Raw genomic sequence first — 13,132 nt, 5'->3', positions numbered from 1 at the left:
AAATGCTTTTGCCGAAGGCAAAAGCATTTCTTTTTGAGCAGTTCTCTACTACCTATTTCTTCATACGTATACGATAATCCACCATCCCGTTAAATTTCGGAGATACGATGGACGTTGGCATTGACGCACGTTGCGTACTGCTGCCCTGTGTAGCTAGACGCTCACTGGCAGCTGTGCGGGCAAAGCTACCGGTACTGATATAGTTGAGTATCTGGTCAAGATGATCATCGTTGGTATTACCCCAGGGTACATTAATATAATCAGATGCTGTCTGGTCAGGGGTAATACCGGTGTAATATCCGCCGGAGTGATTGGCATTCTCAGTGGCAAAGTTGATGGCATAAAGGTCAGCCAGGTATTTTTCCTGGTGGTTGCTGTCATATTCAGAAATGGTGAAGGTGATGAAACCTACGGGTTTACCGTAAGTGGTGCTACCCACCAGCTTCACGTTCATGTAAGGCTTCAGATTGTTCAGCGTCAGTTCACTGGCGGATGCCGTACTGCCGGAAGTGATGAAGAAAACATTGCTGAGCGACAGGCCTCCTGTTGCGGAAGGGAAGTTTACGCTGGCCTCCAGCCCTACATCGTTGAGATTGGCGGTAAGTTTATCATTGTAGAGGTAGTAATACATTGGTTTACCGGCAGCGGAAGCTGGTGCAATAGCACTATCCAGGTATTCTGCCGTAGTAACGGAACCACCACCGTTATACCGCAGATCTACTATCAGGTTAGTGATCCCGGCCGATTTAAATTTGCTGAACAGGGCATCCAGCGTTGTTTTTGTCAGCGTGGCCGCACCTTTTGAGTTGTATGGGCTGGTGAAGGTATAGAATACAAAGTAACCAACCTTCTGCCCGTTTACTGTATAGGTGGTGTCAAACAATACCGGGTTGATATTATACGATCCTGACTGAAGCGAATAAGTAGCGGACGCATTGGTGCGTGCTTTGGTCACTTTCAGCGTTACGGAAGAAGAGTTATAGATGGCATTGATCACTTTGGTGGTCTTGGTGCCGGAAGAGCCATCGTATGAAATAGCGGTATCTCCGTTAATAGCCGTGATCTGGTCTCCGCGGGTCAGTCCCTGTACGCCGGCAGGAGAGTTTTTATCTGCATAAAGGATATACAGGTAGGTCTTGCTGCCATCAGAAGCGTAGCTTACTTCCATTCCGAAGTTGCCTGTTGCACTTATTTTGCCGCCAAATTCAGATACCCCGTCCTGCAGGGAGCTGGAAAGGGAACTATCACGGTCCAGGAAGCTGTAACGGTCAAGTACTGTGCTGCCTGTACCGGTAGAATAGCCTTTCATGGTTTCCAGGAGGGCATCGGCAGTAGAATAGGTACTGCTGGACGGGTCAAGCACCGGTACCTGGCTGTACCAGTAATAGGTGGGAAGATCTGTTGTTTTGTCCCTGCCACCATCTACATAGGTCACCTGCATAGTGCGGTACATGAGGTATTTCAGGGAATCTTCATCGGAAGTGAGGGTATTTGACGTCGTTGTGGTATTGTCGGCCTTCTTGCTATCCTTTTTGCATGCAGAAAATACGCTGCTGCAGAGTGCGCCTATTACTGCCACTTTGACTACGAACGTAAATTGTTTATTCATAATATCGGGTTTAGAGATGATGATCTTTAAAGTAACGGCAGATGAAACGCAGGTGGTACATTTTAAAATACAAACCTGCTTTTTGTCTGTTAAATGACTGAAATAACCGATCGGGTGTAACGTACAGGGCACACCGTTCTGTTTGACTACGAAAGCAGGGGTAAAGTTTAGTCGGTCTTTAACATATTGTATTTTTTTATAAGGGAATATACCTCATAAATCCGGTTTAGCTAAAACAATTTAGCCTGACTGCTGTCATACTTTTCACCATTTATAAAATAAACCGGTATCTTTCGTCTGAAAAGCTATTTTTACGATCTTATTACGCTAAAATTCCATATAGTCTCAACATGAAGAAAGTATTTTTCTCCGCCCTCATGCTGGCATCCTGCTGGGTGAAGGCGCAAACTGTGAACAGCGTCACAGATCCGGTAGAATGGGTAAACCCGCTCATGGGTACAGATTCAAAGGTTTCTTTGTCTACCGGCAATACCTATCCTGCTATAGCCACCCCCTGGGGTATGAATTTCTGGATGCCGCAAACCGGCAAGATGGGAGATGGCTGGGCTTATACCTATCATGCCGATAAGCTGCGTGGTTTTAAACAGACCCATCAGCCCAGTCCGTGGATCAATGATTATGGCCAGTTTGCTATTATGCCTGTAACCGGTAAGGTGAAATTCAAGGAAGATGACAGGGCCAGCTGGTTCTCTCACAAAGCAGAGATCTCCAAACCTTATTATTACAGTGTTTACCTGGCGGATCATGACGTGACCACTGAGATCACGCCTACAGAAAGGGCAGCGGCTATCCGTTTTACCTTCCCTAAGACTGACAGCGCATTTGTGGTGATAGACGCCCTGGACAAAGGCTCTTATATTAAAGTATTGCCGGCGGAGCGTAAGATAGTAGGTTATACCACCAAAAACAGCGGCGGCGTACCTGCTAACTTCAAAAACTACTTTGTACTTACTTTCGATAAGCCTTTTACTTATGTGGCTACCTGGAAGAACGGTCAGCTGACAAAAGACCAGGCGGAAGCCCAGGAGAATCATGTAGGCGCTGTGATAGGCTTTGCTACTATCAAAGGTGAAAAAGTGAATGTAAAAGTAGCTTCTTCCTTTATAAGCCCTGAGCAGGCTGCACTGAACCTGGAAAAGGAGATAGGCGGCAGCAGTTTTGATGTGGTGAAAGGAAAGGCAAAAGCTGAGTGGAATAAGGAACTGAGCCGTATTAAAGTGGAAGGCGGTACTTCTGAACAGGTAAGGACCTTTTATTCCTGCCTGTACCGTACCATGCTGTTCCCCCGCAAGTTCTATGAATATGATGCGCAGGGCAAAGTAGTGCATTACAGCCCTTACAACGGCCAGGTACTGCCGGGTTACATGTTTACGGACAATGGTTTCTGGGATACTTTCCGCGCTACCTTTCCCTTCTTTAACCTGATGTATCCTTCTATGAACGCGCATATCATGGAGGGGCTGGTAAATGCTTATAAAGAAAGCGGCTGGTTGCCTGAGTGGGCCAGTCCCGGTCACCGTGATTGTATGATAGGTTCCAATTCGGCTTCCATTATAGCAGATGCTTACCTGAAGGGTGTAACCGGTTTTGACATTAAGACTGCTTATGAGGCTATTCTCAAAAATGCAGATAATGAAGGTCCGCTTACATCTGTAGGGCGTAAAGGAGTTAAATATTACAACGAGCTGGGTTATGTGCCTTATGATGTGGACATCCGTGAGAATACAGCGCGTACGCTGGAATACAGCTATGATGACTTCACCATTTATCAGCTGGCTAAAGCGCTGAAGCGTCCGGCCGCTGAAATAGAACGTTTTGCAAAACAGGCGCGCAACTATCGTAATGTATTTGATGCTGAGACCAAACTCATGCGGGGTAAGAACAAAGACGGTAAGTTCCAGTCGCCCTTCAATCCTTACAAATGGGGTGATGCCTTCACAGAAGGTAACAGCTGGCATTATACCTGGTCTGTTTTCCATGACATTCAGGGCCTGATCAACCTGATGGGTGGCAAGCAGCAGTTTACAGGGATGCTGGATTCTGTATTCTCTATGGCGCCTGATTTTGATGACAGTTACTATGGTGGCACTATCCATGAGATCCGCGAAATGCAGATCATGAACATGGGGCAGTATGCGCATGGTAATCAGCCTATTCAGCATATGATCTACCTGTATAATTATGCAGGGCAGCCATGGAAGACCCAGTACTGGCTGAGGGAAGTAATGAACCGTCTTTATTCTGCAACGCCTGATGGTTACTGTGGTGATGAAGATAACGGGCAGACCTCTGCATGGTATGTATTTACAGCAATGGGCTTCTATCCTGTTTGTCCGGGTACACAGCAGTATGTAATAGGAGCGCCATTATTCAAAAAGACCACAGTTACATTGGAAAACGGCAAACAGCTGGTAATCTCTGCTCCGGCTAACAGCGAAACCAACCGTTATGTTAAAGCGGTGAAAGTGAACGGGCAGCCGTATACCAACAACTGGTTCGGGCATAATGAGCTGCTGAAAGGCGGCACTGTTACTTTTGATATGGATGCTGTTCCCAATAAGAACAGGGGTACTGCCGATAAAGATGTGCCTTACTCTCTTTCCCAGGAGCTTAAATAATTTATTCTTTTTTAGCTTGACTTAAAACGCTTTTGCCTGATGGCAAAAGCGTTTTTTTTTGAAACCGGATAATCATTAACTTAAGATAATGAAACAGATACCACGCTGGCTTTTCTGGATGATAGCCGTTACCGTTTGCAGCTGTGCTCCCAAACCCTATGCGGCAACCAATAAGGTGTACCGCAGGCAGGCAAAGCAATATGCTGAAGTAATTAAACAGACCCCGGCGCCTGTGCCAGTGGCAGGAATACCTGCTGTTACTTCATGGATAGGTACTACCAATTTCAATATGCGCAAGCCTAACTATGTTATCATTCATCATACGGCGCAGGGAAGCTGCGATACTACATTCCGTACGTTCACCCTGCCACGTACACAGGTCAGCGCGCATTACGTGATCTGCAGTGACGGAGCTATCAATCACATGCTGAATGACTACCTGAGGGCATGGCACGCAGGTGTGTCCAAATGGGGAAATGTGACGGACATGAACTCTGTTTCAATAGGTATTGAACTGGATAATAACGGACTGACGCCTTTCCAGCCTCAACAGATCAATAGCCTGCTGGTATTGCTGGATTCGCTGAAACACCGTTACAATATTCCTGCTGCCAACTTTATTGGCCATGCTGATATTGCGCCTGTACGTAAGGTAGATCCCAGCGCCTACTTTCCCTGGCAGCAGCTGGCGGAGAAAGGTTTCGGGCTCTGGTTCAAGGATACAGCTGCTATTATACTACCTCCTGATTTTAACAGCAAACAGGCGCTACGGCTGGTAGGATATGATACAAGGGATAGCGCTGCTGCTATCAGGGCATTCAAAAGACATTTCATTCCTGCCGATTCCACTACCGGTATTGACCTGGATGAAGGGGAGAAGAAGATACTTTTCAGTCTTATGCAACAGAGTGAATAATCAATCATCAACGTTATGAAAAATCTGTTTTTTTGTCTGCTCATTTTATGGACCATACCGGCAGCTGCACAGAAAGGCGACTGGTATACGTATAGCACCGGGAAGGCGTCTGTATGTCACATTAAGATAGATGATGAGGAACTGGTGGTAGAAAGAATGGACCCTGCTTTCCGGCAGCTGAAGCTTGCAGGAGCTGCAGGGAAGACAGAAGTGGCAGAGAAAATTGAAGTGAAACGGATCAACGCTAATGGCAGGAGTTATTTCATTCACCTGTCGTTCGATAACCTGTATTTCTGTACCACATTCAAATACTTTAAAAAAGAGGATTCATTGCAGATGTATTGTGCAGATGGAATAGATGATGGTTATCAAACCATGCAGGATGTTATGGCTGCCATAAAAAAAGATACCGGCACCCATTTCAGCATTACGCTTTACCGTAAAGAGAGGTTGGATGAACAGAAAAGAAAGCAGCCTATCACTAAAGTAACAGAGGAAGAGTTCAGTGCGGGGCTGCAGGGTTTTACCAGCCGCATGGACCAGTTCTGGCAGTATAGGGGGTATGGACGTTATGAACCCTTTCAGACATGGATGGGCCTTATCTACGGCAATGCCTTTGCCGAAGGTTTCGATGATAAGTTTAATAAATTATCTCTCACAGCCACTAATCTCAAAAAGCCTATTTCAGCTTTTGGCAATAACCCCGCTATCAAAAAACAGCTGAAAGACGCCGGTCTCCTGGAAGAAGATACGAAATAGGCAGGCCCTGAAAATTCATTACCGTTGACTATCAGTACTATTTGCACACCCCGTAATATTATTTTGCCCACTTAGTCTACTTGGTTTGTAGATTATTAAAAAGTATGTTAATTTTGCCCCTGTACTTAAAAAGCCATGCAAATAATGCGTATTGTCTGTAGATAGTAGTCACCTTGTAAGAACTTCATTCTGATAGTTTAAACGAACCAACTTTCTGTAGCCGCTGGTGGGACACAGCTGCATGGGGATTTTTTTGCCAGTTAAATTCTTCCAACTCTCATATCTAAATCTGATACAATGATCAAACAATTACAAAGGGCAGCCGGAATACTGCTGTTAGTGCTCTTCGGGCTGCAATCGGTGCAGGCGCAGGAAACCAGGGTCTCCGGCGTAGTCACTTCCCGTTCTGATGCACAACGCGTGCCTGGTGTTGTTGTAACTGTGAAAGGAACTAACCGTGGCACACAGACAGATGCTGATGGTAAGTTCTCTATTGCAGCCGGTCCGACAGACACCCTCCGCTTCTCTTTTATAGGATATACTACTGTAGAGCAGGTGGCAGGTAATGGTAAAGCGCTGAACGTTGCACTGGAAAGCGCTGAAAGCAAGCTCAATGAAGTAGTGGTAACTGCACTGGGTATTTCCCGTGAGAAGCGTTCACTGGGATATGCTGTACAGGAGCTGAAATCAAAAGATATTGCTGAAGCCAGGGAATCTAACCTGGTGAATGCGCTGGCAGGTAAAATAGCCGGTGTGACCGTTACCAACAGCCAGGGTAACCTGGGTTCTTCCCGTATCATAATAAGGGGGGAAACCTCTATCGCAGGTAATAACCAGCCCTTGTTCATTATAGATGGTATCCCGGTAGATAACAGCCAGCTGGGTATAGGTACAGGCCGTGACTTTGCCAACGCAATTGCAGACGTTAACCCGGACGATATCGAATCCCTGAACGTGCTGAAAGGACCTAACGCAGCGGCGTTATATGGCTCACGTGCTTCTGCCGGCGTGCTGGTTATAAAAACAAAGACCGGTCGCGGAGCTAAAGGCCTGGGTATTACAGTTAATTCCAGCGCTTCTGTTGAAAGCCTGCTGGTATTGCCTTCTTTCCAGAATGTGTATGGACAGGGTTCCGGCGGACAATTCTCTTACGTTGACGGTAAAGGCGGTGGTTTGAACGATGGTGTAGATGAGAGCTGGGGACCAAAGATGGATGGCCGTCTTATTCCGCAGTTCTTTTCTAACGGAGAGGCAGTGCCTTTTGTACCTCATCCCAACAACGTGAAGGACTTCTATGAAACAGGTTCTACTTTCAACAATGGCGTGTCTGTAGCCGGTAGCAACGATAAGCTGGATTACCGTTTCTCTTTCAACAATACCAAACAGTCAGGCATACTGCCTAACACCGGTATTACCCGCAATTCATTTGCCGTTAATACTACTTACCGTATAGCGCCAAAACTGACGCTGAGCACCTATGCCAACTACGTAAAAGCTGAAGCAGATAACCTGCCCGGTGTGGATGGCCGTCGCGGTAACAGTGTTACCCTGCAGTTCATATGGTTTGGCAGGCAGGTAGATACGCGTCTGCTGCGTAACTACAAGAACCCTGATGGTACAGACTTCAACTGGAACCATAGCTACTACAGCAACCCTTACTGGATACAAAATGAAAATACCGTAGGTCAGCAGCGTAACCGTTTCTTTGGCAACGCCCGTCTTTCTTACGAGATCACTGACTGGCTTTCTGCTAACCTGCGTGTAGGTACAGATACCTATAATGACAGGCGTAAATACAAGGTAGCATATTATACCAATGGTACGCCATACGGTTCCTATACTGAAGATGCCTATGCTGTAACAGAGACCAATACTGAGTTCACCCTGAACGCAAAGAAGAAGCTGAATACAGACTTCTCTGTAGATGGATTGATAGGAGGAAATATCCGTAACAATCAATATGAGAACAACTATCAGCAGGCGCCGAGGCTGGCGGTAAAAGGTGTGTATACCCTGAACAACTCCAGGGACCCGCTCATTTCCACCAACTACTTCTCCCGCCTTAGAGTATACAGCACATTCGCTTCCGCCCAGGTGGGTTTCAGGGATTATGCATTCCTGAACCTGACCGCGCGTAATGACTGGTCTTCTACATTGCCGGCAGGAAATAACTCTTATTTCTATCCTTCTGTAAATGCCAGCGTGGTATTAAGTGACGCATTGCATATCCAGAGCCGGGTGCTTTCTCAACTGAAGATCCGTGGTGGATGGGCGCAGGTAGGTAAAGACACTGATCCTTACCAGCTGGTCAACACTTATCCTTTTGGTCAGCCGTTCGATAACAATCCGCTGCTCACCGTAAATGATAAATTCCTGAAAAAAGATCTCAAACCTGAGATCACAAAAGCGACAGAGGTAGGTCTGGAAGCCAGCTTCTTCGACAACCGTATCAGAACTGACGTTACTTATTATTCCTCCAGCAGTTATAACCAGATATTGCTGGCAGATGTAAGCGCCACTACCGGCAACCTGAAGAAACTGCTGAATGCCGGTAAGATCAACAACCATGGTGTGGAAGTAACGCTGGGCGTTACGCCGGTATCTACTGCTTCCGGTTTCCGCTGGGATGTGAACCTTAACTATGCAAAGAATATCAGTAAAGTGGTAGAGCTGGATAAAGAAGGTTTCCTGAATGATTATGTGCTGGGAAGCTCCGGCAACATGCAGGTGCTGGCAAGTAAAGGAAAACGTTATGGCGCTTTATATGGTAAGGCCTATAAACGTGACGACCAGGGAAGGATACTGGTAAATGCTTCCGGCGCTCCGGTAATTGATGACAATAAAAAAGTACTTGGGTATTATACTCCCAAATGGACCGGCAGCATCAACAATGCTTTCTCCTTTAAGGGCTTCTCTCTCAGCTTCCTCATAGATACAAGACAGGGTGGCTCTATCTGGTCAGGCACCAACTATACCGGTATCTATACCGGCGTACTGGCTGCCAGTCTGCCCGGACGTGATGAAGAACACGGAGGCCTGCCTTACTATTATGCCGGCAATAACCAGCAGTCAAAACCTGTACAGCTGGAAAACCATACAGCAGCAGCGCCTAACGGAGAAACAGTATATCACGATGGTATCATCTTCAATGGTGTAACTGCCGATGGTAAACAGAATGATGCCATACTGCCTGCGCAGCGTTATTACAAAGCGGTATACAGCAGCTCTCTGAACGAAAGCAGTGTTTACAGCGCATCCTTTATCAAACTGCGTGAAGTAAAACTGGGTTATGCACTGCCACAGGAGCTGGCGCACCGCTGGGGATTACAGGATGTGAACATCACTGTAACAGCGCGTAACCTCTGGTATATTGATAAAAAGGTGCCTAACATAGATCCTGAAACTGCTTTCAATACGGGCAACGGGCAGGGGCTTGAAACCTTACAGATCCCTACTGTACGTAGCCTGGGCCTGAACCTGAAAGTATCCTTCTAATCACATTAATGCTGACAACAATGAAATTATTTAAGTATATATTTTGGCTGGCAGGAGCGGGGTTGATATTGACCGGCTGCCAGAAAGAACTGGAAAAAATCAACAGGAACCCTAATGAGTCGGAGACGGTACAACCGGACTACCTGTTGACCAATGGTATCAAAACTAACGTGGATACCTATTGGGGAAATGATGCGGCATTTGAAACAAGCCTGCTGTATGTACAATACTGGGCTAAAATACAGTATACTGATCCTGACAGGTATATTCCTGCTGCTACCAGTATACAGACCGTGTGGAACAACTTCTATGCGCAGGGTGTGGAAGATTTCACTACGCTGGCAGCGTTGGGTGACAGTCTGAACAATCCTAACTACAAGGCTGTAGCTATTATTATGCGCAGCTGGATCTTCCAGGTGCTGACAGACCTGTATGGAGATGTGCCTTACAAACAGACCGCTGATATTGAGAAATACCTGACCCCTCAATACGATAACCAGCGGGATATTTACCTGGGCCTGCTGGCTGAACTGAAAACTGCTGCAGGTCTTATCAATACCTCTGCAGATGGTATTGCAGGTGATATACTGTTACGCGGTGATCTGCTTAAGTGGAAGAAATTCGCCAATTCCCTGCGTCTGCGTATAGCGCTGCGTATTGCAGACCAGGAGTTTGATGCTGCCAAAGCGGTATTTGACGAGATAGGAGCAGATAACAGTAACCTGATAGCCAGTAATGATGAGAACGTGAAGCTGAACTATCTTGCTTCTCCCAATCAGAACCCGGTGGCAAAGAACAGGGAAACGCGTAATGACTACAGGATCAGTAAAAGTGTTGTAGATAAGCTGAATGCGTTGAATGATCCCCGTCTTACTATTTATGCTGCTATGCCGAGGGATACCAACAAGATCATAGGTGTAACAAACGGATTGCCTACAGATTCTGCTTCCCGTCTTGGCTTTAATAAGACCTCAGATGTGGGGGCTGTATTTACAGCTGCCAGTGCCCCGGCGGTGTTGTTCAGTTATGCTGAGCTGTTGTTCATTAAGGCTGAAGCTGCACAACGTGGTTTGCTGGCAGGAGAGGATGCAGCTACCCTGTATGCGGCGGCTGTTACTGCTTCCCTGAAACAATATGGTGTGAGTGATGCTGCTGTTGCAACTTACCTGTTGCAGCCTTCTGTTGTATATAATGCTGCAAACTATAAACAATCTATAGGCGACCAGAAGTGGCTGGCGTTGTTTGGAGATGGCCTGGCTGGTTTTGCAGAGTGGCGCAGACTGGATTATCCGAAGCTGCCTGCTGCTTATACTGGTGTGCTGGGAGGTAAGAGCCCGCTGAGGTTAACTTATCCTTCTTCAGAGCAGGCGTTGAATGGGGTGAATTATAAGGCGGCTGTAGCTCATCAGGGGGCGGACCAGCTTATTACACGCCTTTGGTTTGATAAGGAATAGAGTTTTCCCGTTTGCGTAAATCATTTTCCGTTTTTGCTATATATAATTGCAGTGGAATGATGAGTTTTGTATTATCAGATACACACTTGTTCAATTGTAATAGTAAAAAGTGATGAATAGGCCCGGTCCCGTTTCCACGGAACCGGGCTTTAAATTTATAGTACGGGTGTTCTCCCGCCATCTACAGAGATATTGGTACCGGTTATATAGCTGGCTGCAGGCGTAGCCAGGAAGGCGGCCGCAGCGGCCACTTCTTTCGGGGCGGCGAAACGTTTCATGGGAATCTCCCGGATCATTTCTTCTTCAATAGTGGCAACAGGTACGTTGCGTTTGGCCGCTATGCTCTCTATCAGTGTTTGTAGTCTTGCTGTACTGGTGGAACCGGGCAGAACATTATTTACTGTTATTCCGTAGGGTGCAAGTTCTCCTGCCAGTGTTTTGGCCCAGGCAGCTACAGACCAGCGTACGGTATTGGAAACGCCCAGGTTCCTGAGAGGCGCTTTTACAGAAGCAGAAATAATATTGATAATACGTCCGTATCCTGCCGCTGTCATTCCTGCTATTACTGCCTGGACAAGTATATGATTGCAGACCAGGTGTTGCTGGAAGGTATCTGTGAACTCATGTATCTCTGCCTCCATGATGGGGCCACCTTTGGGCCCGCCGGTGTTATTTACCAGTATATGTACTGTTTTCTTTTCTGTGATCTCTTTGATGGCATTTTCCACCTGTTGGGTGTCTCTGAAGTCGGCCACTACATAGGAGTGTTCCTGCAGCTGTTCTGTAGACAGGCTGCTTACAGCCGCTTTCAGGCTTTCCCTGTTCCTGGCCACCAGTATACACTCAGCTCCCAGTGCCGCCAGCTCTGCTGCGGTTGCTAATCCAATGCCTTGTGTGCTTCCACAGATCACAGCGGTTTTTCCCTTTAACGAAAGTTCCATACTCTTGCTTAATGACTAATTACTCAATGGTGGGCAATAACACGTTGGTTTTCACCAGGCTAAGATAGTGCATATGTGGATTATACACGCACGTATATACGTTTTTTGTCCAGCACTTTACCTACGCTCCAGCAAAGCAGCATAAAAACTAACGCAAATAACAGCGATCCGGGTTTGCCGGGGGCCAGCCGCTGGAAGATATTTACATTAATCCACCTGTATACGCTGATCTGGCTCACCTGGATAAAGTACATGAAAATAACAAGCACTTCAGACAGGAGGTAAAGGAACAGGGGGTTTTTACCGAATACGGTAAAAAAGCCGGTCCATTTAACCTGTTTTTTATGGTCTATTACATAGTTAAGGATAGCCAGTATAAGCAGGTCTATACCTACCGTATAAAGTACGTAGGAGCTGGTCCACAGTTTCTTATTGATAGGGAATGCCAGGTTCCAGACCAGAGCTGCTGCTATGAGCAGGCATCCTGCCTGTAATAGTCGTGTAAGGCTGGTGCCGGTACTTCCTGCTTTTTGTAAATAAAGCCCGGTATAATAACCGGCAATGACATTGACGATAGCGGGCAGGGTGCTCAGCAAGCCTTCGGGGTCAAAAGGAATGCCTTCTCCGTGATAAAGGTGCTTATCTCCTAAAACAAATTTATCTGCCGCCAGGGCTGCGTTGCCGGTCAGGCTATAGTCTCCGGAAGCATACATAATGATCCAGTATCCAACCAGGAGCAGGCCGCTTACTATCCATACGGCCTTTTTGGGCAGGTAGTAGATGAGCAGGGAGGCCAGGCAGTAGCAGAGGGCAATACGCTGTAAAACACCGAGTATGCGGGTTTCTGCAACAGGGATGAATTCCCACCCGGTAGCTGTGTGCCTGACAAAAGGCAGCCAGTACATGAAGTAGCCCAGCAGGAAAATGAGCACTGTACGGCGTAAGATCTTAGCCAGTACTGCTTTGCTTTCCATCTGCTCAAATTTGCGCATGCTGAAGCTCATGGCGTTACCTACCGCAAACAGGAAGGAGGGGAATACCATGTCTGTAGGGGTACAGCCATTCCATTTTGCATGGGTCAGTATGTAATAGGAGTCCTCCCATCCCGGTGTATTCACAATGATCATGAAGCAAACCGTTAGCCCCCTGAATACGTCCAGCGGCAGAAAACGTTGCGGTGTAGGTTTTTGCATAATTTATAGTTGGATTGTTATAAATATAATACAACGGTTTTGGATTCTGGTAGTGCATGGGTTTGAAATTTTTAGTGGTATGGGGCGTGAAAAATTGCTCAAAGAGATTGCTTTTTTATACATTAG

General features: G+C 46.6%; 8 protein-coding genes. 5 read left to right on the top strand and 3 right to left on the bottom strand.

The window, feature by feature from the left end; all coding sequences use genetic code 11:
- Positions 1–52: 52 nt before the first annotated feature.
- Positions 53–1,609, bottom strand: coding sequence for a S41 family peptidase (locus GO493_RS22860; RefSeq protein WP_157308547.1), 1,557 nt, complete (start codon positions 1,607–1,609; stop codon positions 53–55).
- 350 nt (positions 1,610–1,959) lie between these two features.
- On the opposite strand from GO493_RS22860, the gene GO493_RS22855 reads away from it, so the two are divergent.
- The 5 genes from GO493_RS22855 to GO493_RS22835 all read left to right on the top strand — a co-directional run bounded on the left by GO493_RS22855 (position 1,960) and on the right by GO493_RS22835 (position 10,872).
- Entirely contained in the window at positions 1,960–4,248 is a 2,289-nt protein-coding gene (locus GO493_RS22855) for a GH92 family glycosyl hydrolase (protein ID WP_157308546.1), read from the top strand.
- An 88-nt stretch (positions 4,249–4,336) separates the two neighbouring features.
- On the top strand, positions 4,337–5,164 hold the full coding sequence (locus GO493_RS22850) for an N-acetylmuramoyl-L-alanine amidase (RefSeq protein WP_157308545.1): 828 nt from the start codon (positions 4,337–4,339) through the stop codon (positions 5,162–5,164).
- Between the two features lie 15 nt (positions 5,165–5,179).
- On the top strand, positions 5,180–5,923 hold the full coding sequence (locus GO493_RS22845) for a hypothetical protein (RefSeq protein ID WP_157308544.1): 744 nt from the start codon (positions 5,180–5,182) through the stop codon (positions 5,921–5,923).
- A 297-nt stretch (positions 5,924–6,220) separates the two neighbouring features.
- The gene (locus GO493_RS22840) at positions 6,221–9,418 is read left to right on the top strand and encodes a SusC/RagA family TonB-linked outer membrane protein (protein ID WP_157308543.1); all 3,198 of its coding nucleotides are present in this window, start codon (positions 6,221–6,223) and stop codon (positions 9,416–9,418) included.
- A 20-nt stretch (positions 9,419–9,438) separates the two neighbouring features.
- Positions 9,439–10,872 (top strand): SusD/RagB family nutrient-binding outer membrane lipoprotein, encoded by a 1,434-nt coding sequence (locus tag GO493_RS22835; protein ID WP_157308542.1) that lies wholly within the window; start codon positions 9,439–9,441, stop codon positions 10,870–10,872.
- A gap of 155 nt (positions 10,873–11,027) precedes the next feature.
- Here GO493_RS22835 and GO493_RS22830 read toward each other — a convergent pair whose 3' ends face one another.
- Together GO493_RS22830 and GO493_RS22825 are read right to left on the bottom strand one after the other, a co-directional pair.
- Positions 11,028–11,813: an SDR family oxidoreductase gene (locus GO493_RS22830; protein ID WP_157308541.1), complete on the bottom strand. Its 786-nt coding sequence runs from the start codon at positions 11,811–11,813 to the stop codon at positions 11,028–11,030.
- Between the two features lie 80 nt (positions 11,814–11,893).
- Positions 11,894–13,006, bottom strand: a complete 1,113-nt coding sequence (locus GO493_RS22825; protein ID WP_157308540.1) for an acyltransferase family protein — start codon at positions 13,004–13,006, stop codon at positions 11,894–11,896.
- Positions 13,007–13,132: the final 126 nt, after the last annotated feature.

Origin of the sequence: Chitinophaga tropicalis (assembly GCF_009758205.1) — a bacterium.
GTDB lineage: Bacteria > Bacteroidota > Bacteroidia > Chitinophagales > Chitinophagaceae > Chitinophaga > Chitinophaga tropicalis.
The sequence above is the reverse complement of the archived record's forward strand: the minus strand, read 5'-3'. Positions and strand labels throughout refer to the sequence as shown.

Excerpts from the sequence above, each read along its gene's own strand:
- GO493_RS22860 (WP_157308547.1), bottom strand. The coding sequence starts at position 1,609 with ATGAATAAACAATTTACGTTCGTAGTCAAAGTGGCAGTAATAGGCGCA.
- GO493_RS22855 (WP_157308546.1), top strand. The coding sequence starts at position 1,960 with ATGAAGAAAGTATTTTTCTCCGCCCTCATGCTGGCATCCTGCTGGGTG.
- GO493_RS22850 (WP_157308545.1), top strand. The coding sequence starts at position 4,337 with ATGAAACAGATACCACGCTGGCTTTTCTGGATGATAGCCGTTACCGTT.
- GO493_RS22845 (WP_157308544.1), top strand. The coding sequence starts at position 5,180 with ATGAAAAATCTGTTTTTTTGTCTGCTCATTTTATGGACCATACCGGCA.
- GO493_RS22840 (WP_157308543.1), top strand. The coding sequence starts at position 6,221 with ATGATCAAACAATTACAAAGGGCAGCCGGAATACTGCTGTTAGTGCTC.
- GO493_RS22835 (WP_157308542.1), top strand. The coding sequence starts at position 9,439 with ATGAAATTATTTAAGTATATATTTTGGCTGGCAGGAGCGGGGTTGATA.
- GO493_RS22830 (WP_157308541.1), bottom strand. The coding sequence starts at position 11,813 with ATGGAACTTTCGTTAAAGGGAAAAACCGCTGTGATCTGTGGAAGCACA.
- GO493_RS22825 (WP_157308540.1), bottom strand. The coding sequence starts at position 13,006 with ATGCAAAAACCTACACCGCAACGTTTTCTGCCGCTGGACGTATTCAGG.